The organism is Allomesorhizobium aridi, assembly GCF_043769475.1.
In the GTDB taxonomy this organism is placed as follows: domain Bacteria; phylum Pseudomonadota; class Alphaproteobacteria; order Rhizobiales; family Rhizobiaceae; genus Allomesorhizobium.
Map to the genome: position 1 here is coordinate 1293841 of NZ_CP171729.1, position 22790 is coordinate 1316630.

The following is a 22790-nucleotide window of genomic DNA, read 5'->3' on the forward strand; positions in this document are numbered from 1 at the left end:
AGGGAATGTCGAAGGCCGCGCGCCGAAAGAGCCTGCGATAGCCAATCTACGGCCTATGACAATCCAGCGCATCGGGTGAGCGGCAAAACGTTGTCGCGAAATGCTATTTCTGCGACATAGCAAAAGTCGGGTGCGAAGCCGTCCCCTTTTAATCCTGATTTTCGCGATAGAACTCGTTGGAAGGCAAAGTGAGCCGTTTCTGAGTCCACTCGTCCATACGTTGACCCCGTATGCAGCGGGCGAGCAGCCGTCCATGCCCGATGTGGTCAAGCTGAACACCAACGAGAATCCCTATGGCCCATCACCTGGCGCGCTAGCCGCTATCTCGGAGCAGCTGAACGATACTCTTCGCCCCTATCCTGAGCCGACCGCTTTGCGGTTGCGCACAGCAATCGCGCAAAGCCATAGCGTCGACCCGAACGAGGTCTTTGTCGGAAACGGGTCGGATGAGGTTTTGGCGCGCACCTTTCAGGCGCTCCTGAACCATGATCTTCCCCTGCTTTTTCCGGACATCACGTACAGTTTTTATCGAACCCACTGCCGCCTCTATGGCATCCGGTTCAACGAAGTGCCCCTCGATGAAGATTTCCAGGTCAGGATTGGGGATTACGGGCAGCTTTGCGGCGCCATCATCCTCCCCAATCCCAATGCTCCAACCGGAATTGCGCTGCCGCCGGCGGAAATAGAAGCCTTGATCGGGGAGCACCCCGACAAGGTCGTGGTCATAGACGAAGCCTATGTGGATTTCGGCGGCACGAGCGCCGTTCCGCTCGTGCGGAAACACGAGAATCTTCTTGTCATCCAGACTTTTTCGAAATCACGCAGCCTTGCCGGCCTCCGGATCGGCTTTGCAATAGGCCAAAGGCCGCTGATCGAAGCTCTGGAGAGGGTCAAGGACAGCTTCAATTCATATCCTCTCGATCGGCTTGCCTTGGCGGGCGCCGTCGCCGCCTGGGAAGATCGAGGCTGGTTCGAACGGGATCGCGATCTGATAATTGCAACCCGGCACAACTTGGCGGCCGCCCTGCGAGGGCTCGGCTTCGACGTGCTTCCTTCATCCGCAAATTTTCTGTTTGTGAGACATCCGCATAGATCAGGCGCTGACTTGAGCGCGCAGCTACGAAGCCGGGCAATTCTGGTACGGCATTTTCCCACGGAGCGAATTCGGGATTTCCTCCGCATCAGCATTGGAACCGACGCTGAATGCGATCGGCTTGTGAGGGCCCTCAAAGAGATATTGGGATGAACCAGTGTCGCGAAACTCTTGATTTCGCGACAGTTTCGTCTCCAGCCTGATCAAGGGCTGGACCTCCGGCTCTAACTTGTCGAACGCAATCTGCCCTGCTAAATTTGACGGTACGGCTGTTTCCTGGACACGGCACGGGTTTCCTGGCGGCTTGCTCGCAAGGAGCACCACCATGCCTGACAAACGCAAAGTCCGGCTTGTCACGTCGGCCCTTTTTGCGGGGCTTTTGGCGCTCGCCGCCTGCCGGGACACGGGAGGCGAAGGCGAATACTTCGAAATCGACGGCAAGCTCTTCGTCTTCAATTATCGTGTCGCCACCGCGACCTACCGTCTTAATCTGAAGCCGCTCCAGCCGGTCGGGGAAGGCCAGACCGTGGTTGCCGCCTTTGAAAACCCTGCCGGCGGCGAGCCGCTCGTGGTCAGGAAGAAAATCTGGCCGATGACCGATAAAACGATGATCGAAAGCCCGCCGCTCCGCTGCGTGAAGAAGGACAAGCCTTACAGGGTGTCAATCAGGATCGAGGGAGCGGATGGCTCGGTGGTGCAGACGTTGGCGACGACGATGGCTTCGTCCCTGGATCAGGACGTGCTGCCCGATCGGCCGCTCGTGGTAGGCCCGGGCTTCGACCCCAATCCCGAACTCGCTGGCAGGCCGGGCGGAAAACTGTATGCGACCAACGAGGCGGGCTGTCCGGTCGTGGAGCGACCGGGCTGCTCCGAGTTTGACGGCCTGACCATTCAGTGCGGGTAATTTTCGTTCATCGGCCGTTCGGGTGACGCCTCGCCGCCCGCGAACGGGGCTTTTACATTTTCGAGCGGCCGCGGAAAGACGTCCACCGGCGTGGAGGAGCCCGACCGTTTCTCCGAGCCCGCGATTTACCTGGTGCGGCGGACCTTCTGCGGTGCGTTCCACCTCGGTTCCCGATTACGGCTTCATTCCAGGCGCTCCGCAAAGGGCCGCGAGCTGGTTGAGCGCGGCGCCCCAGCCTTCCTGAAACCCCATCTCGTCGTGCTTGCGGCTGTCGGCGGCATTTCTGTGCAGCACGCGGGCCGAATACCGGGTGCCCTGTCCCTCCGCCTCGAACGTGATGATCGCGGTCAGCGCCAGCCAAGGTTCCGTCGGCCGCCAACCCTCGGCGAGCGCCGTGGTGAACACGAGGCGCTTTTCGGGGACTATGTCCAGAAAACAGCCTTCGACATGCGGCTGGAATTCGCCACCGCCCTCGCGCATCTTCGTCTCGAAGCCGCCGCCCGGGCGCAGGTCCAGTTTGATGACCTTGCATTCGATGGGATCGGGTATCCACCATTTCGCAAGATGCTCGGGCCTGCTCCATGCCTTCCAGACGGTGGCCGGCGGAGCGCTGATTAAGCGTGAGATTGTAAGCTCAGTGTTTTCAACCGTCATTTTCATTGTCCCGTGACATTTGGGTTTCGACATAGTCTGCAAGCCGATCCGTTCTGGCCTGCCAAAGCGCGCGCTGCTCGGAAAGCCATGACTCGGCCTCCGCCAACCGCCCGATCTTCACCTGGCAAGTGCGGGTGCGGCCGGTCTTTTCGGTCGTTATAAGTCCGCTCTCCTCAAGCACCCGCAGGTGCTTCAGGAAGGCTGGGAGCCCCATATCGAATGGCTCCGCCAATTCCTTGACGGGTGCGGGACTCTTTGTCAGGCGGCTGATGACCGCTCTTCTGGTGGGGTCGGAAAGCGCGTGGAATGCGGCATCGAGTGGCGTTCGATAGTTCTCCATGTGGTGAACTATAGACAAAGGTTCACCATATGGCAAACAAAATCGGTGAAGCGCGGTTTCATCCGCTACTTTCCTGTTCGATGGCGGGCGTTACTTGTGACAAGACAAACAGGATGTAAGGCTATCTGCGAGCAGGCTGGTCGAGGAGACCCCACCCTCATGAAGCGAATGACCGAAGAGCATCTCGCGGTTCTGCGCCGGCACATGGTCGAGATGATTGCAATCCATGCCGACCTTGCAAGCGAAGAACTCGGCAAGGCCGCGCTCGATGAACGCGTGATGGCGGCGATACGGCGGGTGCCGCGGCATCGCTTCGTGCCAGCCTCGGTTGCGCCTTATGCCTACCAGGACATGCCGCTGCCGATCGGCTTCGATAAAACCATCTCGCAGCCCTTCATCGTCGCTCTCATGACCGATCTCCTGGCCCCACAGCCGCACGAGGCAGTGCTCGAGATCGGCACCGGCCTGGGCTACCAAACCGCAATCCTCGCGGAACTCGCCGGGCAAATCTGGAGCGTCGAAATCATCGAGGAATTCGCAAGCCACGCCGAGGCTCTGCTGCAGAGCCTCGGCTTCTCCAATATCGGCATTCGCGTCGGAGACGGGTCGCGCGGCTGGCCTGAGCACGCACCATTCGACAAGATTCTTGTCGCGGTCGCGGCCGACCGTGCGCCTCCGGCTTTGCTTGAGCAGCTCAAGCCGGGGGGACGCCTGGTTCTGCCTGTGGGATCTGAAGACGCGCAGTTGCTGACCGTCATCGACAAGGATGCGGCGGGGCAACTCAAGACTCGGAAACTCATCCCGGTTCGGTTCAGCCGGCTCGAAACGGTCTGATGGAGTGCGGAAATCCGGCCAACCGCGCCTTCCGGTCGCCATGCCGATCGCCGGAATTTCGCGCGTCAGCGTTGGCGAGACGAACGCTTCCGGGTGGAGAAAATCGGTTGACTATCTATTTCGGAAGAGAGCTAACATCTAGACTTCAAAGCGAAAGGAACACGCAATGGCAGTTGCCAAGAACACGATCTGCCTCTGGTACGACAAGGACGCCGAGGCTGCCGCCCGCTTCTACGCCGAGACGTTTCCTGACAGTTCGGTGGGCGCCGTGCAACGTGCGCCCGGCGACTACCCGGCCGGCAAGGAGGGCGAAGTGTTGACGGTCGACTTCACGGTTGCGGGCATTCCTTGTCTCGGCCTCAACGGGGGTCCCGCCTTCAAGCACAACGAAGCCTTCTCGTTCCAGATCGCCACCGACGATCAGGAGGAGACCGACCGCTACTGGAATGCCGTCGTCGGCAATGGCGGCCAGGAGAGCGCGTGCGGCTGGTGCAAGGACAGATGGGGCGTTTCCTGGCAAATCACTCCGCGCGTCCTGATTGACGCCCTGGCGGCTGGCGGCGACGAAGCGAAGCGGGCGTTCGACGCCATGATGACCATGAGGAAAATCGACGTCGCGGCGATCGAGGCGGCGCGGCGCGGCTGACGCTCGGCACCTGTCGGCCGACGTCCGGTCTATAAGATAAAGCTGCCGCTTGTTTCTGGAACGACTGGATGAACTACCTTCGCCCAGGCCGCTCATTTCTGAACGCAAGCAACGCAACGCCGCCGCCTCCAACAGCGAGCCTGGAGGCGAAGGCGTTGCGCAGTAGCAGTCAGCCGTAAGCCACCTCGTCACGCTTTGCCCGCGAAGCCTCGCCGCCGTCCACGTGAAGCGCCACGCCGGTCGCACCCGGATCGCCCAAGTCGGGGCGAAGCTGCATGCTCGGAATCAAGTAATCGCCGCCATTCTGCTGGCGATACGGAATGGGCGGGGTGGTCGCGAGCGTCCGCATCCTTTCGCGGAGGTGCCGGGCTATCGGCTCGAAATCAGCTTCATCGAGACGATCTACCCTGTAAACGACGAACGGCGGAAGGACGTCGTAGCCCGGATAGTAGAGGATCCCATGATTGATCGGGAACAGCAGGTCGTCGATCGGCCCGTTGACCCCGCGAGCGGCGTAATGCTCCTCCCAGCCGCCGGCGGTTACGATCAACATTGCGCGCCTCCCCGCCAAAGTTCCCTCACCGTAGCGGTCACCCCATCGCTTATCACTATGCTCGCCGACGCCATAAGCGAATCCGTATGCGAACACCCGATCGACCCAGCCTTTGAGGATGGCCGGCATGGAAAACCACCAGAGGGGGAACTGGAGGATCAGGATGTCGGCCCATAGAAGCTTCTCGATCTCGGCTCTGACATCTTCGGTCAGAGAGTCGGCGGCAAAGGCGTCCTTTGAGGCCGCGACCGGTATGAACCGCGCGTCCTGCGTCAACAAGGGAAAGTCGGCGCGGTCGACATGCGGCTTCCAGCTGTCGGCATAGAGGTCCGACACCCGCACCTCGTGACCTTGCGTCTCGAGTTCCTTGATGGCGACGTCGCGGAGCGCGGCATTGAGCGAGCGCTGTTCGGGATGAGCGAAGACAAGCAGGACTTTCATGGGTTAGCTCCAGTGATGAGAAATTACCCCTTCAGGTAGACGGCCCAATAATGATCCACTAGATGTAGATAATGCATAGGATCATGCCGAAAAATGGATAAATCCGACATCACGCTTGAACGCATGCGAACCTTCGTCCGCGTCTCCGAGCGCGGGAGCCTGTCAGCGGTCGCGCGCGAGCTCGGAGTTGGGCAGTCGACGATAACGCGACATCTTCGAGAGCTAGAGGAGGCTGTCGGCGTGCCTTTGCTCAGCAGGACCACTCGGCGTGTCACGATGACTGATGAAGGCAGCCGCTATTATGCCAACAGCGTTCAGATCCTGCGGCTCGTGGAACAGGCCCGCGATGAAGCGCGGGGCACGCGTGGAGCGCCTGCCGGCACAATCCGGATATCCTGCACGGGGGCCTTCGGGGTCTTGCATCTCAGCCGGCTGATCTTCGCGTTTCAGGACCGCTATCCCGATATCGGGGTCGACCTCAGCCTCACGGACGAGCGCATCGATCTTGTCCGGGAGGGGGTCGACATCGCGCTTCGGCTGGGTCCGCTCACCGACAGTTCCGTGAAACTGCGGGCTCTCGGTCTTTCCCGGCGTCTGCTTGTGGCCGCACCAGACTATCTCGCGGCGCGAGGGAGACCGGCTGCTCCGCAGGACCTAGGTGGCCATGAAGGCATCCGGATGACGAACGTGGCGGGGAGCGACATCCTCGTCCTGCAGGGGCCGGACGGCGAACGCCATGACGTGCCCTTCGCAGGACGATTTCGGGTGGACCACGGGCTTGCCGCGCGTGAAGCCCTTGTCGCTGGGCGCGGCATCGCACCTGCCCATCACTGGCTCGTCGACGATCTCTTGGCGGCCGGCCGCCTCGAAGCGATTCTGCTGAACTATACGCTGCCTCCCGTCCCGCTGAGCATGCTGATTGTCCCGGAGCGTGCGGGCATTGCTCGGGTCCGACTGCTGATCGACTTTCTCGCTGAGCAGATTGGCGGCATCCCGGGGATCGCGCAGCCACGGCCGACGCGTTAGCTCGCGAGCATCACTGCTCTGTCGGCGCGGGCATTGCAGACCGGCGGCTTTCGCGGAATTTCAACCTGAGACACTGGCGCGCATCGGGCCGGCTTTTCATCGCGCGACATACGTGGTACCAGCCCTTGCCAATCCTGCAAGGGAAGATCACGAGTCGGCGCAGTCCAATGGGCTTGAGCGCCGGCTTCATGTATTTGAGGGTTTGGCATGGCAAAGATCATCGAAACGGCAACCGGCACGCTTGCTCTCACCTTCGACGACGTGCTCCTGCAGCCCGGCCATTCCGAAGTGATGCCCGGCGAGACCGATGTGCGCACCCGCATCGCCGGCGACATCGACTTGAACACTCCGATCCTTTCGGCGGCCATGGACACCGTGACGGAGGCGCGGCTCGCCATCGCCATGGCGCAGGCCGGCGGGCTGGGCGTCATCCACCGCAACTTCTCGCCGGCCGAACAGGCCGAGCAAGTGCGCCAGGTCAAGAAGTTCGAATCCGGCATGGTGGTCAATCCGGTCACGATCGGGCCGGACGCCACGCTTGCCGACGCGCAGGCGCTGATGCGCACCTACTCGATTTCCGGCATTCCGGTGGTTGAGAATGGCGGCACGGGCGGCCATGTGGTCGGCCGGCTGGTCGGCATCCTGACCAATCGCGACGTGCGCTTCGCCACCGATCCGGGCCAGAAGGTCTATGAACTGATGACCCGGGAGAACCTGATCACGGTGAAGGAGACCGTCGACCAGACGGAAGCCAAGCGGCTGCTGCACCAGCACCGCATCGAAAAGCTACTGGTCGTCGACAAGGCCGGAAACTGCGTCGGCCTGATAACGGTCAAGGACATCGAAAAGTCGCAGCTCAATCCGAACGCCACCAAGGACAGCCAGGGACGGCTGCGCGCGGCGGCCGCAACCAGCGTCGGCGACGATGGTTTCGAGCGCGCCGAGCGCCTGATCGACGCCGGCGTCGACCTTCTGGTGATCGACACAGCGCACGGCCATTCGCAGCGCGTCCTCGATGCCGTGACGCGGGCGAAGAAACTTTCCAATTCGGTGCGCATCATGGCCGGCAACGTTGCGACGGCCGCCGGCACGCAGGCGCTGATCGACGCCGGCGCTGACGCGGTCAAGGTCGGCATCGGCCCCGGCTCGATCTGCACGACGCGGATCGTCGCCGGCGTCGGCGTGCCGCAGCTTTCGGCGATCATGTCGGCGGTGGAGGCGGCTGAGAAGGCCGGCGTTTCGGTGGTGGCCGACGGCGGCATCAAATATTCGGGCGATCTCGCCAAGGCGCTTGCCGCCGGGGCGAGCGCGGCGATGATCGGCTCGCTGCTCGCCGGCACAGACGAGAGTCCCGGCGAGGCCTATCTCTACCAGGGCCGCTCGTTCAAGGCCTATCGCGGCATGGGCTCGGTGGGCGCGATGGCGCGCGGCTCGGCCGACCGCTATTTCCAGGCCGAGGTGCGCGACACGCTGAAGCTGGTGCCGGAGGGGATCGAGGGCCAAGTGCCTTACAAGGGCCCGGTGGCGGGCGTGCTGCACCAGCTTGCCGGAGGGCTGAAGGCGGCGATGGGCTATGTCGGCGCGCGCGACCTGGCCGATTTCCGGGAGAGGGCGACCTTCGTGCGCATCTCAAATGCAGGCCTGCGCGAGAGCCACACGCACGACGTGACGATCACACGCGAAAGCCCGAATTATCCGGGTGGGATCTGAACAAGCGGATGAGGGTCTGAAAATACCGATCGATGAGCGCTATCGACACGCGACCCATTTGAAAAGCTTATTGGTCGATCGAGGTTGACCTGCCAGACCGATACCGCACGTCGTCGCGTGAGATGCCGATGTCGTTGAGAATGTCATCCGGTGAACGGCTCAATTGATCCGTTGCCCGCCACATAGCATTTCGCTTGGCGCGACGGCGGGACCACCTGCGAATCGAACCGACGGCGACAAGAAGAAACTTATCCATCATCGGATGTCCCTTCCCTGAATTAACGAGGGAATGCGGGCGGCCTGCCTGGGGCAAAGCCGCAGCGATCTGTGAACGATCTAAGCGTAGCGATCCCGGGACTGGTTGTGCTGGGCCATGCGGCGGGCGAAGGCCGGCCCCGGGCCGCGCATGTAGTGCAGCTCCGGGCGGTAGCGCGGCGCCACGAATTCGCGAACCGCTGATAAAAGTTGCATGACGGGAGCCAGGAGTTTCATAACACCGGTCCTTTTCCCTCATTAGCCTCGATGTTGGCTACCGAGGCCTGGAATTTGATGTGTAAAGGGTAAGCAGTGGCGTCGGTTTCGTATGTGAGGATTCACACACCCTGCGAAAGCAGTCGCAAAATCGTCGCTCGCCACCCGGCAACGCTGCGACGGCGATCAATTTCCTTTCGGGAGTGAGCCAAGGGAAGTACACTTGGTCGAACAACCAAGGATATGCCGTCGTGACATCCTCGCTTCCCTTCATGTCGAGGCTGGATAACACCGACCTGGCCGCTATTGCCCGGCGCTGGAGCGAGTGCAACTATCGGCACAATGAGCTGATCATCGCGCATGGCGACAGTGATCGGGACGTCTTCTTCCTGCTGGCGGGGCGGGCTCGGGTCACGATGTTTTCAGAGGACGGCAGGGAGATTGCCTATCGCGACATTACGCCAGGCGAAATTTTTGGGGAATTGGCCGGGATTGATGGGAAAGCGCGCTCGGCCAGCGTCGTTGCGCTTGAGCCAACCCGAGTTGCGCGACTGACCGGGGTGGCATTCCGGGACATTGTTATCAACCATCCGAATTTCGCCTGGGTGCTTCTTGAGCATTTGTCGGCTCAGTTGCGGCGCATGACCGACAGGGTTTTCGAGTTCAGCACTCTGGTCGTGCGCAAACGCCTGATCCTTGAACTGTCGCGCCGGGCGGAGGAGATCGGGCCAGTAAACGGCCAGGTATCCATAAGCCCGGCGCCGACGCACTCCGAGTTGGCGGCAACGATCAGCACCCACCGGGAAGCGGTCTCACGCGAGATGAGCGCCCTCGCCAAGAAGGGGCTCATCGAAAGGCGCGGGAGAAGGCTTATCCTGCACGATCTTGCCCTGCTCGAAAGGCTCGCCGCGAAAAAGGAATAGCCGAAGCGGCCTGCTGCAAAAGCTCGTCGACCGCGGATGGGGCAGGGGGAGCGGATGAACCCGACGCAGATTTTCTGGCCGATGATCGCCCACGTCGTGCTGGTCTATATCGTTTATCTCGTGATGTTTAGGCGCAGGATCGGTGCAGTCAGGTCGGGCGAAGCGCAGGCATCGCAGTTCCGCGACCGTGGTGGGGATCCCAGAAGCAGCGCCAGTTCGAGCGCGAGCCTGATGAACCAGTTCGAACTGCCGGTGCTGTTCCACGTCGTCTGCCTGGCGCTATTCGTGACAGCAGGCATCTCGTGGTTCGCGCTCGTCCTGGCGTGGCTGTTCATGGCCACGCGTTATGTGCATGCGTGGCTGCATCTGACCAACAATCGACTACGCCACCGCAATCCGGCCTTCGTAGCCGGCGCGGTCGTGCTCGCCTTGCTGTGGATCTATTTCGCCCTGCACCTGCTGGCGGTAGTCTAGTTGGTGAGATCGGCCTGCAACTGGCGGCTTTCTGCTGTTCAGGTCAGCGCGGCGTCTCGAATACCGCGATCTTCTTGCGGTCGAATTTGAGGGCGATCTCGCCGCGCACCAGCTTGACGGCGATGTCGCCGAAAACCTCGCGCCGCCAGCCATGCATGGCGGGAACGTCGGCGGCTTCGCCTTCGGCGGCGATGCGGTCGATGTCGTCTCCCGAGGCGAGAACCTTCGCCGCGACGCCTTCCTGCTCAGCGACCTGACGCAGAAGCACTTTCAACAGTTCGGCGGCGGCGCTGGTGCCTTCCGGCGCTTGCGCGAACCGCGGCAGCTTGGGCATTTCTTCCTTCGGGATTTCGAGTGCGGCATTGACAACTTCCAGCAGGGCGGTCGCGGTCGACGAGCGCTCCCAACCCTTCGGCACCGTGCGCAGCCTGGCCAGCGCGGCGGCATCACGCGGCTGCTGCTGGGCCACCTCGTAGATCGCGTCGTCCTTGAGCACGCGGCCGCGCGGCACGTTGCGGTCTCGCGCCTCGCGTTCGCGCCAGGCCGCCACCGCCTGCACCACCGCCAGTTCGACCGGCTTCCTCAGCCGCATCTTGAGGCGCTTCCAAGCATCGTCGGGATGCGGGTCGTAGGTCTCGCGCGAGGTCAGGATCTCCATTTCCTCGTTCAGCCAGTGGGCGCGGTTGTCACGCTCGAGCCGCGCCTTCAGGTGCTGATAGACCTCGATCAGATGCGTGACGTCGGCCAGCGCATATTCGAGCTGCTTGTCCGACAGCGGCCGGTGGCGCCAGTCGGTGAAGCGCGACGACTTGTCGAGTTGCGCGCCGGTGATGCGCTGCACCAGCTGGTCGTAGGAGACGCTGTCGCCGAAGCCGCAGACCATCGCGGCGACTTGGGTATCGAATACCGGATGGGGAAGAAGCCCGCCGAGATGGAAGACGATCTCGATGTCCTGGCGCGCGGCGTGAAAAACCTTGGTGACGGCTTCGTTGGCCATCAGCGCGAAGAACGGGGCGAGATCGATGTCGGGCGAAAGCGGGTCGACCAGAGCGCTGACGCCGGGGGCCGCCATCTGGATCAGGCAGAGCTCGGGCCAGTAGGTGGTTTCGCGGATGAATTCGGTGTCCACGGTCACGAAGCTCGACTTTTCGAGCGCCGCGATGGCCGTTTCAAGTTCGTTCTGGGTCTTTATGACGTGCATGAAGGCTCTTCGGCTTCAAAATGGGTCTGTCTCCATTTCAGCCGCGGAGGCTTTCGTCAAGCGTAACCGGCGTTTGCGGCTAGTCTGCGGGCTTGTCGCCACCGCCATTGCGGCGGGCCAGCCGGGCGAAAATGGGGGAGGTGCGTAGCAGCGCGATGAAGCGACCGCGCTTGGATGCCGGCACGGCCGAGCGCACCAGCATGCGGTAGAGGATGATGAAGATCAGGACCGCGTAGACAAGCGCGGAGAAGATGAACAGCGAGTGCGGGCCGAAGTTCTGCATGACCCACGAAGCCGAGATCGGACCGCCGATCGCGCCGAAGGAATAGAAAAGCATCAGGGCCGCGTTCACCAGGACAAACTCGTCCTTTCCGGCGCGATCATTGGCGTGGGCGGCCGAAAGCGAGAACAGCGGCATGGCGAAGGAGCCGAATACGAACACGATGACGAAATTGGTCAGCGCGTCGCTGCCGGCGAAGAAGACCAGGGCCAGCGCAGAGGCGAGCGCGCCGATCGTCGTCAGCAGGAGCACCATGCGGCGGTCCCAGATGTCGGACAGGTAGCCGAGCGGGTACTGGATGATGGCGCCGCCGATGATGCCGACGCTGACGAAGGTCACCACGTCGGTGACGTTCATGCCAATCTGCTCGGCATAGACAGGGCTCAGCGTGCGGAACGAGCTGTTGGTGACGCCGACCGCGATACAGCCGATGCAGCCGAGCGGCGAAATGCGCCAGACCCGCGCGAGATCGAGCTTCACGCTTTCCGGCGGCGTCGGGTTGGAGCGGTCGCCAAGCGAGACCGGCACCAGGGACAGCGTGATCAGGATCGACATGATGGCGAAGATGGCGAAGCCGTCCGGTCCGAACACCGGGATCAGGAATTGCGCGCCAGTGACCGAGCCGATGTCGATGATGCGATAGAGCGCGAGCACGCGGGCGCGATCGTGGTTGGACACGCCGGAGTTCAGCCAGCTTTCCATGATGGTGAACAGGCCGGCGAAGCAGAAGCCCGACGCGAAGCGGACCGCCGACCACATGACCGGGTCGATGACCAGTACGAGCAGCAAAGTGCCGGCGGACGCGATCGCGGCGAGCGCCGAGAAAGAGCGGACATGGCCGACCGCCTTCAAGATGCGGGTGATAAACACGCAGCCGAGCAGGAAGCCGGCGAAATAGGCCGTGCCCATGAAGCCGATCGTCGACGAGGAAAAACCTTCCGAGGCGCCGCGAAGCGCGATCAGCGTGCCTTGCAGTCCATTGCCGCCGAGAAGAATGCCCGCGGCGATGAGGAGGGGGATCAGCGGGCGGACGGAGGACATGAAGCCATGGGCAAAGAAGTATCTGATTCCTCTATAGTATGAAGAGGGAGGGGTGGCGATGCACCAATTGGCGCGCCTGCTGGTCCAGCCGATCTTGTGAAAATTTCACATTTTCTGTATGATTTTTGTGAAGGAGAATCCGCTATGGCCACGATGACCGTTTCCCTGCCCGACCCGATGAAGGAATGGATCGAGATGCAGGTCGAAGATGGCGAATATGCGAGCTCGAGCGATTATGTGCGCGATCTCATCCGCCGCGACCGCGAACGCCGCAACGAAGCGCGACTCGAGGAGCTTCGCCGCATCGTCGACGAGGGCCTGAACGGTGGCGTCAGCAAGCGCAGCCTCGACGAAATCTTTGCCGACGCGGAGGCAAGGGCGCGCGCACGCGGCTTGATAGATGACTGAATATCGCCTGTCGGACTTTGCTGCGTCGCAATTGGATGACATTTTCGACTACGGGTTCGCCAACCTTGGGCCGAACCAGGCAAGGCGATATCTGGAAAGCTTCCGGCACTGTTTCAGCCTCTTGGCCGACAATCCCCGCATGGGGCGGCTGTCGGACACGATCCGTGCAGGTTTGCGCCGACACGAGCATGGCAGCCATGTCGTGATCTACAAGGAGCAGCCCGATCACGTGCTGATCGTCGCTGTCGTTCACGGCCGCAGCGTCAAGGGACTGAAGCTTTAGCGGCGTCCCGCTGCTTCGCCTTGACAAATCGGCAGCGTCCGCCGAGCCCATCAGGTGGCCGGCTCGGCCTCGGCCAACATGCCGTCCACGAGGTGAATGCGGCGATCGGTACGCGCGGCCATCTCGAGGTCGTGCGTGACGATGATCACCGTCTTGCCCTGTTCGCGCACCAGCATCTCTAGGATGGAAAAGACCTGTTCGGAACTCTTGCTGTCGAGGCTGCCGGTCGGTTCGTCGGCGAGGAGAAGCGCAGGGTTGTTGGCCAGCGAGCGGGCGACCGCGACGCGCTGGCGCTGGCCGCCGGAAAGCTGAGACGGCAGTTTGTGAACATGGTCGCCAAGTCCGAGTGAGACAAGCAGGCTCTCGGCGCGCTCGTCGATCTCGGCCCGCGACAGCTTGCCGAGCTTGCGCATCGGAATGGCGATGTTGTCGCGGGCTGAGAACTCCGGCAGAAGAAAGTGAAACTGGAAGACGAACCCCATCTTTTCGAGCCGCAGCCGGGCGCGTTCGGCCTCGCTCATGGCGCCGCAATCCTGGCCGTCGATGGTCAGTGTGCCGCCGGTCGGCTGGTCGAGCACTCCGAGCAGGTAAAGAAGGGAAGATTTGCCGGAGCCAGAGGGTCCGGTGATGGCGACGAATTCGCCTTCGCCGACGGTCAGGCTGACGTCCTTGACCAGGGTGACCGGCACCGTTTCGGGCAGGATGCGAGTAAGCTTGTCCGTCACGACCAGATCGTTCACGACGCACCCCTGATGATGTCGACCGGATTTAGCCGGGCCGCCCGGCGCGCCGGCAGGTAGCCGGCGACGGCCGCGGAACCAAGCGCGAAGCTGCTGGCGATCGCGTAGTGCAGCGTGCTCCAGGCGATGGGCAATTCGGTGATCTCCTGGCCGCCGGCGTCGAGTTCAGATCGGATCGAGGACAAAGCCAGCGTCAACGCGAAGCCGAGCATCCAGCCGAACCCCGAACCGGCGGCGCCGATCGCCACGCCTTCGATCACGAACATACGCTGCATGTCGCCCTGGCTGAAACCGAGTGATTTCATGATGGCGATGTCGCGCGCTTTTTCATGGGTGATGGTGGAGATGATGTTGAAGATGCCGAAGCCGGCGACGAGCATGATGGCGGCGACCACGGTGTACATTATGACGTTACGCACGACGAAGGCTTCCATGATGCCTTCGTTGGCTTCCTGCCAGGCGACGGCTTTATAGCCGAGTTCCGCCTCGATGCGCCGCGCGACGGCCGGCGAGGAGTAGGGGTCGTCCAGCTTGATGCGAACGTCGTTGATCGCGTTGGCTCGCTCGGAGACGATCTGCGCGTTCTTGAGCAGGACATAGGCCTCGCTCTCGTCGCGCGCGGTGGTGCCGGTATGGAACAGTCCGACGATCTTGAACGCGCGCGACAGGCCGGTCGAAGAAACGGCAAAGACCGTGTCGCCGATGCCGGCGCCGAGTTTCTCGGCCATGCGGTCGCCCACCACGATGTTGTTGCCGCCGGAAACCAGCGCAGCGAAGCTGCCTTCGGTGAAGTCTCCGATGATTGGCGAGACGGCGCCTTCGGTGGCCGGATCGACGCCGATGATGGAAGCGCCGGCCTCCCGGCCCGAATAGCGGATGACGCCCTGGGTCCTGAGGCTCGCCGAGAAGCGCCCGGGCAGCCATTCCCTCAACCAGGTAATAGCGGCGGTCGGATTGACGATGCCGCGCCGGTCGTCGGGCGGCCTCAGTCCCGAAATCTCCACCGCGGCGAAGGCATCCTCCGCGGGCTGGCGTTTGGGCGTGCGGCGCTCGTCAGTGATCTGGACATGCGGCATGGTGTCGATCAGCTGTTCGACAAAATCGTCCTGCCCGCCCTGCATCAATGCCGCCATGGCGATCGAGAATCCGACACCGACCGCCACCCCGATCACCGCGACGAGGGTTTGCCGCCCCCGTCCCAGGATATGGGTGAGTGCGATGTCGAGGATGAGCCGCATGTCAGCCGCCTTCCGCTTGCGCGGTCGCGCCATCTTCGAGCACCCGCGCGGACGCTCCATCTTCGAGGTTTTCGGGGTATGGTGAGACGATCTTCGCTGACTGGTCGATGCCGGAAAGAATCTCGACATCGGCGGTGCCGCGAATACCGGTCTCGACGGGCCGGCGACGGGCGATCTCGCCCTCCAATACGAAGACCGCATCGTCCCTGACCGCGAGCGAAGGCAGCAACAGCGCTTCGCGCGAAACGCGAATGACGATGTTGACGTCGGCCGACATGCCGATCCTCAGCGGCGTATCGGCCGGAAGCGACAGGCGGACACGGTAGGTCTTTGTTACTGGGTCGCCCTTCGGCGTGATGCTTTGCACTTCGGCCGAAAGCTCCTTGCCGGGAAAGGCATCGGAGCGGAGCAGAGCGCGCTGGCCTATCTCAACACGCGGAATGTCCTCCTCGTTGACCTCGGCGACGGCGATCAGCGGGGAGGGACGTCCGACCCAGAACAGCACCACGCCGGGTTCGCCGATTTCCCCGACTTCCGCATCCTGGCGCAGCACGACGCCGTCGCTCGGCGCTGCGAGCACGTAGTTGGCGAGCCGCGCCTCCTGGCCGGCGATCAGCGCCTCGAGCTGCGAGACCTGACTCTCGGCCCGGTCGAGCTCGTTCAGGTTGGCGACCTTGCGGTCGACCAAAAGCGCAATGCGATCACGCTCGGCAGCCGCGAGCCGGTGGCGCGCCTTGAGTTCGCCCAGCGCGGCCTGCGCTTCCGTGTCATCGAGGCGGGCCAATTGATCGCCCTGGGCCACGGTTTCGCCCTCGCAGTTGCAGACCCAGACGATCCGTTCGCGCACCAATGCGGTGACCTTCGCCCAAGTCCGCGGCTCGATAACGCCGCTGGCATAGACGATCTCGGCGACATCGCCCCGCGTCGGCGCGACGATGGACACCAACGCCGGGCGGTTCAGATACCAGTAGCCGGCAGTGGCCGCCGCCGCGACGGCCACGATCGCCAGGACGGTTCGCAAAGCTTTCATCGCCGACTCCATCGAAACGGCACTTATAATACAACACCGTATTGTAAATTAATAGGCCAGTGTCTAGAATTGGGGTGCCACCGGGGGAACTGGTGCAAGAACGAAAGGAGTGAGATTGGCGAAGGCAGGCAGAGCAGCCGGACGGCCGAGGCGTCCTGAAACGGACGACGCCATCCTTTCCGCCGCGCTCGCTCTCTTCATGGAGGGCGGGCTGGACGGCGCCAGCTTCGAGCAGGTCGCTAGAAGGGCCGGCGTGACCCGCGCCACCATCTATCGCCGCTGGTCGTCGCGCGAAGCGCTGGTGGCGCGTGCACTGGGGCGGCTGAAGGAGCAGGGGGAGGAGCCGCTCGGCCGCTGGCAGGACGTTTCGCTCGAAACCATGATCGGCATGATCGTAGAGCATGGGCCGAAAGGCTGGATCGAGACGGACGCACGACGGCTTCTCGCGCGTATAATGGGCTCGGTGCCGGACTCGCCGCAACTCATCCAGATTTTCTGGGACGTCTATGCCGCACCAAGGCGCACTGCGTTTAACGCAATCGTCGCCAAGGCAAAAAGCGAGGGCATCCTGCCTGAGGGAACTGATCCCGACGTGTTCCAGACGATGCTCGGGGGAGCCGTGATGTACAAGCTGCTGTTGGAACCAGGCGAAAAATCGGAGGAGGAACTGCGCGCCTTTATCCTGCTCGTGCTGCGTCAGCTCGGACTTGGGGAGATACTGGACAGGCTTGGCCTCTGACGGCCGGATCGACAGGCAGGGGCCGCGGCGGACTGAATCGCTCGGCACGGCGCGCAATCCGGCGCGAAGCGGTCGCCTTGACAAAGCTTCCATCACATGCGCTTTTCGCCGCGATTTCAGGGCAGGGCGCCAGTTCGCTCTCCCAGGCACAACCCCTTCGATCGGAAGCCTTGAATATGCACCGTTACCGCAGCCATAACTGCGCCCAGTTGAGAAAGTCCGATGTCGGGCAGAGCGTCCGCCTGTCGGGCTGGGTCCACCGCGTCCGCGATCATGGTGGCCTGCTGTTCATCGACATGCGCGACCACTACGGACTGACGCAGATCGTCGCTGATCCGGACTCGCCGGCTTTCAAGGTTGCCGAGACCGTGCGCGGCGAATGGGTGATCCGCGTCGACGGCGAGGTCAAGGCGCGGTTGGCCGATACCGTGAACCCCAACCTGCCGACCGGCGAGATCGAGATTTTCGCGCGCGAAATCGAGGTTCTGTCGGCCGCGAAGGAGCTGCCGCTACCGGTGTTCGGCGAGCCGGACTATCCCGAGGACATCCGCCTCAAATACCGTTTCCTCGATTTGCGCCGAGACACGCTGCACAGGAACATCGTGGCGAGGACGAAAATCATCGCCGAGATGCGCGAGCGCATGGAAGAGGTGGGCTTCACCGAGTTCTCGACGCCGATCCTGACCGCGTCGAGCCCAGAGGGCGCACGCGACTTCCTGGTGCCGAGCCGCATCCATCCCGGCAATTTCTACGCGCTGCCGCAGGCGCCGCAAATATACAAGCAGCTGATCATGGTCTCCGGCTTTGATCGTTATTTCCAGATCGCGCCGTGCTTCAGGGATGAAGACCCCCGCGCGGACCGGCTGCCGGGCGAATTCTACCAACTCGACCTCGAAATGAGTTTTATCGAACAGGAAGACGTGTTCCAGACCATGGAGCCGGTGATGCGTAGCGTCTTCGAGGCCTTTGCCAACGGCAAGCCGGTGACGCAGGATTTCCCGCGTATTCCCTTCGATGTCTCGATGCGCAAATACGGCACCGACAAGCCGGACCTGCGCAACCCGATCGTCATGGACGACGTGTCCGAACACTTCCGCGGGTCGGGCTTCAAGGTGTTCGCGGGCATTCTGGCCGGCGACCCGAAGGCCGAGGTGTGGGCCATTCCGGCGAAGACCGGCGGCAGCCGCGCCTTCTGCGACCGCATGAACTCCTGGGCGCAGGGCGAGGGCCAGCCGGGGCTCGGCTATATCTTCTGGCGCAAGGAGGGCGAAAAGCTCGAAGGCGCCGGACCCATCGCCAAGAACATCGGCGACGAGCGGACCGAGTCGATCCGGGTCCAACTCGGACTGGGCGAGGGCGACGCCGCGTTCTTCGTCGCAGGCGACCCGAAGAAATTCGTGTCGTTTGCGGGCGCGGCGCGAACCCGCGCCGGCGAAGAACTGAACCTTGTCGACCGCGACCGTTTCGAACTGTGCTGGATTATCGATTTCCCGTTCTTCGAGTGGAACGAGGACGAGAAGAAGATCGACTTCGCGCACAACCCGTTCTCGATGCCGCAGGGCGGCATGGAAGCGCTGACGGGCCAGGAGCCGCTCGGCATAAAGGCGTTCCAGTACGACATGGTCTGCAACGGCTTCGAAATCGCCTCGGGCGGCATCCGCAACCACCTGCCCGAAACCATGGTGAAGGCGTTTGAGATGGTCGGGTTGTCGCGTGAAATCGTCGAAGAACGCTTCGGCGGGCTTTATCGCGCGTTCCAGTACGGCGCGCCGCCGCATGGCGGCATGGCGGCCGGCATCGACCGTGTCGTCATGCTGCTGGTCGGCGCGAAGAACCTGCGCGAGGTGACGATGTTCCCGATGAACCAGCAGGCATACGATCTGCTGATGAGCGCGCCCGCGGAGGCGACGCCGCAGCAACTGCGCGAGCTCGGGCTGCGCGTGGCGACGCCTAAGAAAGAAGTTTAGGCAAACCTCGCAAACGACTCACAGGAAAAGAAAAAGCCCGGCTTTGCAGCCGGGCTTTTTCTTGGAGTGAGGCTTTCGAACAGCCGTCCTATTCGCCGTCGTCGTTTGCGGTAACCGAGACGCCGAGCGTCTTGGGCAGGTCGAGCGGAGTCGCCATGGCGCCGGCCGCGATCAGCGCGAACGGTACCGGCGCTGTCGGCGCGGCGTCGATCTCGATGCTCTTCGGATCGTCGAGGAACTTGGTGACCGCCGCGGTGATTTCGGCCGACAGTTCCGGGTTGTTGAGCTGCGCCGTCAGGAACGGCACGATCGCCTTGGCCTGGTTGGCGATGTCTTCCGGCTTCATGTTCTGCTGTTTGGCGACATAGTCCAGAACCTTGCCGGTGAGCGAGATCGTCGTCGAAGCGGATGTTGGCCGTATGGAAGGTCAACTGCTGCATCAGCCCGAGCATGGCCAGCCCCTGCGCCGAGTTGTCGGCGCCGGCCGGCTGCTCGGCCATCTTCTTCTGCAGTTCCTGCAGCGATTTCAGGAATGCCGGCGTGTAACCGCCGAGATCGAAGGTGAAGCCGAACGTGCCGGCGTCGTCGACGGTGATGTCATACTGCGTCAGCCCCATGCGGCCGTCGGTCGGCTGCCAGGATCCCGCCATCTCGAAATTGCCGCTGATGGTCTGGTAGCCGAGGGCCTCGATGACCTTCTTGGCTTGCGGATCCTCCGCCATGCTGAGGTCGGCGGTGAACTTTTCGGCCGAGCCGGTGAATTCGAGCGCCTTGCCGTCGGCGGGCGGGGTCACTTCGAACGACAGTCCGTCCATGGCGAAAACCGTCTTGTCGGCCATCGTGACACTGACATTGGCGAGATCCATGCCGTCATACATCATCATCGAGGCGACCGGGTCGGTCTCGCCCTCCGGCGGCAGCGTCACGCCGGTGAAGGTTGCGGCGCTGATGTCGATCTTGGCGCCTTCCTGGGTGAAACTGTACGGTTCGGTGCTGATCGTCTCGATCCTGTAGCCGCCATCCTGCTCGGTGACGCCGTCGAGCGTGACGTTACCGAGCGTCACGGCTTCTTTCTGGCTGGCGGGCGTGAATGTCACGCCTTCCAGCACCAGCGAGGACGCGTCGCCGCTGACGCCTTTCCAGGCGAGGTTTATGTTCTGGTCGCCCAGCACCTTCTTGAAGCGTTCCGCGACCGCGTTTGCGTCTTGCGCGTGGGCCGCATGAAACGGGATCGTCAATAGGAATGTCGAAATGGCGAGCTTGTGTAAGGCGTGACGGCGAATGGTCATCGGAGTGTTCCCTGAAACTGGTCTTTGAATCTCGTTGCGCCCCTGCTGTCGCGTATCATCGGGACCGGATGAAGGCGCATCGCAACACATTGGTCGAAAATCTCGGAAAAAGGCAAGGATTGGCGCTTGCCAAGGATGCAGGGAGTGTTGCGACGGTTGCGCCTCTTGCCGCAGAATCGTCGGCTAAGCTAACTGCACGCCATGGGAAAAGGGCTTTTGCCGCCGGGGTCCGGCGGTGGCGACGCAATAGAACCGGTCGATCTAAAAAAGGCGCTCGAAGAGCGCTATCTCGCCTATGCGCTGTCGACCATCATGCACCGGGCGCTGCCCGATGTCCGCGACGGGCTGAAGCCGGTCCATCGCCGCATCATGCACGCCATGCGGCTCCTGCGCCTCAATCCCGACCAGGGTTTTGCCAAATGCGCGCGCATCGTCGGCGAGGTGATGGGCAAGTTCCACCCGCATGGCGACCAGTCGATCTACGATGCGCTGGTACGGTTGGCGCAGGATTTCGCGGTGCGTTATCCGCTGGTCGACGGGCAGGGCAATTTCGGCAATATCGACGGCGATTTCGCTGCCGCCATGCGCTACACCGAGGCGCGCATGACCGAGGTGGCGACCGAACTGCTCGCCGGCATCACCGAGGATGCCGTCGACTTCCGCCCCACCTATAATGAGGAAGACGAGGAGCCGGTCGTCCTGCCCGGCGCCTTCCCGAACCTTCTGGCCAACGGCTCCTCCGGCATCGCCGTCGGCATGGCGACGTCGATCCCGCCGCATAATGCCGCCGAACTCTGCAAGGCCGCGCTCCATCTGATCGATCATCCTGACGCTTCGGTCGAGGACCTGATGACCAAGGAGCCGCACCAGGAGGATGCGGACGAGAACATGGTGCGCGGCCCGGATTTCCCGACAGGCGGCATCATCGTCGACAGCTGGGAGTCGATCGTCGAGGCCTACAAGACAGGCCGCGGCGGCTTTCGCGTGCGGGCGCGCTATGAGACCGAGGACCAGGGCAGGGGAACCTGGAACATCGTCGTCACCGAAATTCCCTACCAGGTGCAGAAGGCGCGGCTGATCGAGAAGATCGCCGAGCTTCTGATCGCGCGCAAGCTGCCGCTGCTGGAGGACGTCCGCGACGAGAGCGCCGAGGACATCCGCCTTGTCCTGGTGCCGAAGAGCCGTACCGTCGACCCCGCGCTTCTGATGGAATCGCTGTTCAAGCTGACCGAGCTCGAAAGCCGTTTCCCGCTAAACATGAATGTGTTGTCGCGCGGCAAGGTGCCGAACGTGCTGTCGCTGAAGAGCGTGCTGCAGGAATGGCTGGAGCACCGCCGCGACGTGTTGCTGCGCCGGTCGAGGCATCGTCTTGGCGAGATCGAGCGGCGGCTGGAAATCCTCGCAGGCTACCTGATCGCATACCTCAACATCGACGAGGTGATCAGGATCATCCGCGAGGAGGATGAGCCCAAGCAGGTGATGATGGCCCGCTGGGACCTGACCGACAATCAGGCCGAGGCGATCCTGAACATGCGGCTGCGCGCGCTGCGCAAGCTGGAGGAGTTCGAGATCCGCAAGGAGTTCGACGGCCTATCGGCGGAGAAGGCGCAGATCGAGGCGCTGCTCGCCTCCGACGCCAAGCAGTGGAAGACGATCCGCTGGGAAGTCGAGAAGGTGCGCGACAAGTTCGGCTCGCATACGCCGCTCGGCAAGCGCCGCACCACTTTCGCGGACGCGCCCGACCACGACCTGACCGATATCCATCACGCCATGGTGGAGAAGGAGCCGGTGACGGTGGTGGTCTCGGCCAAGGGATGGCTGCGCGCCATGAAGGGCCATCTCTCGGACCTGTCGCTGCTGACCTTCAAGGAAGGCGACAGCCTGAAACTCGCTTTCCCGGCGCAGACCACCGACAAGATCATCGTCTTCACGACGGGCGGCAAGTTCTACACGATCGGCGCAGATCGGCTGCCGGGCGGGCGCGGCCATGGCGAGCCGATCCGCATCATCGTCGACATGGACAACGACCAGGACATCGTCACCGCCTTCGTCCACAATCCGGGGCGCAAGCTGCTGCTGGTCAGCCATGAGGGCAACGGCTTCGTCGTACCCGAGGCCGAGGTCGCGGCCAACACCCGCAAGGGCAAGCAGGTGATGAACGTGCGCGCGCCCGACGAGGCCCAGCGCTGTGTGCCGGTCAATGGCGATCACGTCGCGATCGTCGGCGAAAACCGCAAGATGCTGGTGTTTCCGCTGACCGAAATTCCCGAGATGGGCCGCGGCAAGGGCGTGCGCCTGCAGAAATACAAGGACGGCGGCGTCCTTGACGTGAAGCTGTTCGCGATGGAAGCCGGCCTGAGCTGGCAGGATTCGGCCGGCCGCACCTTCCTCAAGACGCGCGAAGAACTGATCGAATGGATGGGCGCGCGCGCCTCCGCCGGCCGCCTTGCGCCGAAGGGTTTTCCGCGGACGGGCAGGTTCGGGTAGGTCTGGCGCTGCGTGATG

23 protein-coding genes are annotated in these 22790 nt (G+C 62.7%); 13 read left to right on the plus strand and 10 right to left on the minus strand.

The genetic code is table 11. The features are described 5' to 3' along the window. Nucleotides 1-253: 253 nt before the first annotated feature. A complete protein-coding gene (locus tag ACG873_RS08255) occupies nt 254-1246 on the plus strand; it encodes a pyridoxal phosphate-dependent aminotransferase (protein ID WP_394891281.1) in 993 nt (330 codons plus the stop codon). 172 nt (nt 1247-1418) lie between these two features. Then, nucleotides 1419-1997 carry a hypothetical protein gene (locus ACG873_RS08260; RefSeq protein WP_394891282.1) on the plus strand — a complete coding sequence of 193 codons (579 nt, stop codon included), beginning with the start codon at nt 1419-1421 and terminating at the stop codon, nt 1995-1997. Nucleotides 1998-2171: 174 nt separating this feature from the next. On the opposite strand, the gene ACG873_RS08265 is transcribed toward ACG873_RS08260, so the two are convergent. After that, on the minus strand, nt 2172-2651 hold the full coding sequence (locus ACG873_RS08265) for an SRPBCC family protein (RefSeq protein ID WP_394891283.1): 480 nt from the start codon (nt 2649-2651) through the stop codon (nt 2172-2174). Next, complete coding sequence (locus ACG873_RS08270) at nt 2641-3027, minus strand: ArsR/SmtB family transcription factor (RefSeq protein ID WP_394891284.1); 387 nt, start codon at nt 3025-3027, stop codon at nt 2641-2643. Before ACG873_RS08270 ends, ACG873_RS08265 begins: the two co-directional genes overlap by 11 nt. Before the next feature lie 123 nt (nt 3028-3150). Between ACG873_RS08270 and ACG873_RS08275 the strand changes: the two genes are divergently transcribed. Together ACG873_RS08275 and ACG873_RS08280 are read left to right on the plus strand one after the other, a co-directional pair. Further along, nucleotides 3151-3825, plus strand: a complete 675-nt coding sequence (locus tag ACG873_RS08275) for a protein-L-isoaspartate(D-aspartate) O-methyltransferase (RefSeq protein ID WP_394891285.1) — start codon at nt 3151-3153, stop codon at nt 3823-3825. Nucleotides 3826-3991: 166 nt separating this feature from the next. Continuing rightward, nucleotides 3992-4471, plus strand: a complete 480-nt coding sequence (locus ACG873_RS08280; protein WP_394891286.1) for a VOC family protein — start codon at nt 3992-3994, stop codon at nt 4469-4471. Between the two features lie 169 nt (nt 4472-4640). Here ACG873_RS08280 and ACG873_RS08285 read toward each other — a convergent pair whose 3' ends face one another. Continuing rightward, nucleotides 4641-5465, minus strand: a complete 825-nt coding sequence (locus tag ACG873_RS08285) for an NAD(P)H-dependent oxidoreductase (RefSeq protein WP_394891287.1) — start codon at nt 5463-5465, stop codon at nt 4641-4643. Nucleotides 5466-5558: 93 nt separating this feature from the next. Between ACG873_RS08285 and ACG873_RS08290 the strand changes: the two genes are divergently transcribed. Together ACG873_RS08290 and guaB are read left to right on the plus strand one after the other, a co-directional pair. After that, complete coding sequence (locus ACG873_RS08290) at nt 5559-6491, plus strand: LysR family transcriptional regulator (RefSeq protein ID WP_394891288.1); 933 nt, start codon at nt 5559-5561, stop codon at nt 6489-6491. Nucleotides 6492-6698: 207 nt separating this feature from the next. Continuing rightward, nucleotides 6699-8201: an IMP dehydrogenase gene (gene guaB, locus ACG873_RS08295; protein ID WP_394891289.1), complete on the plus strand. Its 1503-nt coding sequence runs from the start codon at nt 6699-6701 to the stop codon at nt 8199-8201. A 336-nt stretch (nt 8202-8537) separates the two neighbouring features. Here the strand turns inward: guaB and ACG873_RS08300 are convergent, their stop codons facing one another. Next, nucleotides 8538-8672, minus strand: a complete 135-nt coding sequence (locus ACG873_RS08300; protein WP_394893847.1) for a hypothetical protein — start codon at nt 8670-8672, stop codon at nt 8538-8540. A gap of 251 nt (nt 8673-8923) precedes the next feature. Here ACG873_RS08300 and ACG873_RS08305 point away from each other — a divergent pair, with 251 nt between their 5' ends. Together ACG873_RS08305 and ACG873_RS08310 are read left to right on the plus strand one after the other, a co-directional pair. Then, complete coding sequence (locus tag ACG873_RS08305; protein WP_394891290.1) at nt 8924-9595, plus strand: Crp/Fnr family transcriptional regulator; 672 nt, start codon at nt 8924-8926, stop codon at nt 9593-9595. Between the two features lie 54 nt (nt 9596-9649). After that, on the plus strand, nt 9650-10069 hold the full coding sequence (locus tag ACG873_RS08310; protein WP_394891291.1) for an MAPEG family protein: 420 nt from the start codon (nt 9650-9652) through the stop codon (nt 10067-10069). 43 nt (nt 10070-10112) lie between these two features. Here ACG873_RS08310 and rnd read toward each other — a convergent pair whose 3' ends face one another. Next, the gene (rnd, locus tag ACG873_RS08315) at nt 10113-11270 is read right to left on the minus strand and encodes a ribonuclease D (protein ID WP_394891292.1); all 1158 of its coding nucleotides are present in this window, start codon (nt 11268-11270) and stop codon (nt 10113-10115) included. Nucleotides 11271-11349: 79 nt separating this feature from the next. Next, complete coding sequence (locus tag ACG873_RS08320; protein ID WP_394891293.1) at nt 11350-12591, minus strand: MFS transporter; 1242 nt, start codon at nt 12589-12591, stop codon at nt 11350-11352. A 144-nt stretch (nt 12592-12735) separates the two neighbouring features. Here ACG873_RS08320 and ACG873_RS08325 point away from each other — a divergent pair, with 144 nt between their 5' ends. Next, complete coding sequence (locus ACG873_RS08325; RefSeq protein ID WP_394891294.1) at nt 12736-12999, plus strand: type II toxin-antitoxin system ParD family antitoxin; 264 nt, start codon at nt 12736-12738, stop codon at nt 12997-12999. Continuing rightward, a complete protein-coding gene (locus tag ACG873_RS08330; protein ID WP_394891295.1) occupies nt 12992-13282 on the plus strand; it encodes a type II toxin-antitoxin system RelE/ParE family toxin in 291 nt (96 codons plus the stop codon). The genes ACG873_RS08325 and ACG873_RS08330 overlap by 8 nt, the downstream gene beginning before the upstream one ends. 50 nt (nt 13283-13332) lie before the next feature. Here the strand turns inward: ACG873_RS08330 and ACG873_RS08335 are convergent, their stop codons facing one another. From ACG873_RS08335 to ACG873_RS08345, 3 genes are read right to left on the minus strand one after another with little or no spacing between them, the layout of a single operon-like run. After that, entirely contained in the window at nt 13333-14022 is a 690-nt protein-coding gene (locus ACG873_RS08335) for an ABC transporter ATP-binding protein (protein ID WP_394891296.1), read from the minus strand. Next, entirely contained in the window at nt 14019-15260 is a 1242-nt protein-coding gene (locus tag ACG873_RS08340; protein ID WP_394891297.1) for an ABC transporter permease, read from the minus strand. The genes ACG873_RS08335 and ACG873_RS08340 overlap by 4 nt, the downstream gene beginning before the upstream one ends. 1 nt (nt 15261) lies before the next feature. Then, nucleotides 15262-16290: an efflux RND transporter periplasmic adaptor subunit gene (locus tag ACG873_RS08345; RefSeq protein WP_394891298.1), complete on the minus strand. Its 1029-nt coding sequence runs from the start codon at nt 16288-16290 to the stop codon at nt 15262-15264. A 109-nt stretch (nt 16291-16399) separates the two neighbouring features. Here ACG873_RS08345 and ACG873_RS08350 point away from each other — a divergent pair, with 109 nt between their 5' ends. Beyond that, nucleotides 16400-17029, plus strand: a complete 630-nt coding sequence (locus ACG873_RS08350; protein WP_394891299.1) for a TetR/AcrR family transcriptional regulator — start codon at nt 16400-16402, stop codon at nt 17027-17029. A gap of 176 nt (nt 17030-17205) precedes the next feature. Next, complete coding sequence (aspS, locus tag ACG873_RS08355) at nt 17206-18996, plus strand: aspartate--tRNA ligase (protein ID WP_394891300.1); 1791 nt, start codon at nt 17206-17208, stop codon at nt 18994-18996. Here the strand turns inward: aspS and ACG873_RS08360 are convergent. Continuing rightward, entirely contained in the window at nt 18993-20285 is a 1293-nt protein-coding gene (locus ACG873_RS08360) for a hypothetical protein (protein ID WP_394891301.1), read from the minus strand. The two genes, aspS and ACG873_RS08360, sit on opposite strands and share 4 nt — an antisense overlap. A gap of 201 nt (nt 20286-20486) precedes the next feature. On the opposite strand from ACG873_RS08360, the gene parC reads away from it, so the two are divergent. Beyond that, on the plus strand, nt 20487-22772 hold the full coding sequence (gene parC, locus ACG873_RS08365; RefSeq protein WP_394891302.1) for a DNA topoisomerase IV subunit A: 2286 nt from the start codon (nt 20487-20489) through the stop codon (nt 22770-22772). Nucleotides 22773-22790 lie beyond the last annotated feature (18 nt).

Bases quoted from the DNA above. Each gene is read 5' to 3' on its own strand.
- ACG873_RS08285 (WP_394891287.1), bottom strand. From the start codon at position 5,465: ATGAAAGTCCTGCTTGTCTTCGCTCATCCCGAACAGCGCTCGCTCAAT.
- ACG873_RS08255 (WP_394891281.1), top strand. From the start codon at position 254: ATGCCCGATGTGGTCAAGCTGAACACCAACGAGAATCCCTATGGCCCA.
- ACG873_RS08260 (WP_394891282.1), top strand. From the start codon at position 1,419: ATGCCTGACAAACGCAAAGTCCGGCTTGTCACGTCGGCCCTTTTTGCG.
- ACG873_RS08330 (WP_394891295.1), top strand. From the start codon at position 12,992: ATGACTGAATATCGCCTGTCGGACTTTGCTGCGTCGCAATTGGATGAC.
- ACG873_RS08290 (WP_394891288.1), top strand. From the start codon at position 5,559: ATGGATAAATCCGACATCACGCTTGAACGCATGCGAACCTTCGTCCGC.
- parC (WP_394891302.1), top strand. From the start codon at position 20,487: ATGGGAAAAGGGCTTTTGCCGCCGGGGTCCGGCGGTGGCGACGCAATA.
- ACG873_RS08280 (WP_394891286.1), top strand. From the start codon at position 3,992: ATGGCAGTTGCCAAGAACACGATCTGCCTCTGGTACGACAAGGACGCC.
- ACG873_RS08310 (WP_394891291.1), top strand. From the start codon at position 9,650: ATGAACCCGACGCAGATTTTCTGGCCGATGATCGCCCACGTCGTGCTG.
- rnd (WP_394891292.1), bottom strand. From the start codon at position 11,270: ATGCACGTCATAAAGACCCAGAACGAACTTGAAACGGCCATCGCGGCG.
- aspS (WP_394891300.1), top strand. From the start codon at position 17,206: ATGCACCGTTACCGCAGCCATAACTGCGCCCAGTTGAGAAAGTCCGAT.
- guaB (WP_394891289.1), top strand. From the start codon at position 6,699: ATGGCAAAGATCATCGAAACGGCAACCGGCACGCTTGCTCTCACCTTC.
- ACG873_RS08265 (WP_394891283.1), bottom strand. From the start codon at position 2,651: ATGACGGTTGAAAACACTGAGCTTACAATCTCACGCTTAATCAGCGCT.
- ACG873_RS08345 (WP_394891298.1), bottom strand. From the start codon at position 16,290: ATGAAAGCTTTGCGAACCGTCCTGGCGATCGTGGCCGTCGCGGCGGCG.
- ACG873_RS08300 (WP_394893847.1), bottom strand. From the start codon at position 8,672: ATGCAACTTTTATCAGCGGTTCGCGAATTCGTGGCGCCGCGCTACCGC.
- ACG873_RS08340 (WP_394891297.1), bottom strand. From the start codon at position 15,260: ATGCGGCTCATCCTCGACATCGCACTCACCCATATCCTGGGACGGGGG.
- ACG873_RS08320 (WP_394891293.1), bottom strand. From the start codon at position 12,591: ATGTCCTCCGTCCGCCCGCTGATCCCCCTCCTCATCGCCGCGGGCATT.
- ACG873_RS08275 (WP_394891285.1), top strand. From the start codon at position 3,151: ATGAAGCGAATGACCGAAGAGCATCTCGCGGTTCTGCGCCGGCACATG.
- ACG873_RS08325 (WP_394891294.1), top strand. From the start codon at position 12,736: ATGGCCACGATGACCGTTTCCCTGCCCGACCCGATGAAGGAATGGATC.
- ACG873_RS08360 (WP_394891301.1), bottom strand. From the start codon at position 20,285: ATGACCATTCGCCGTCACGCCTTACACAAGCTCGCCATTTCGACATTC.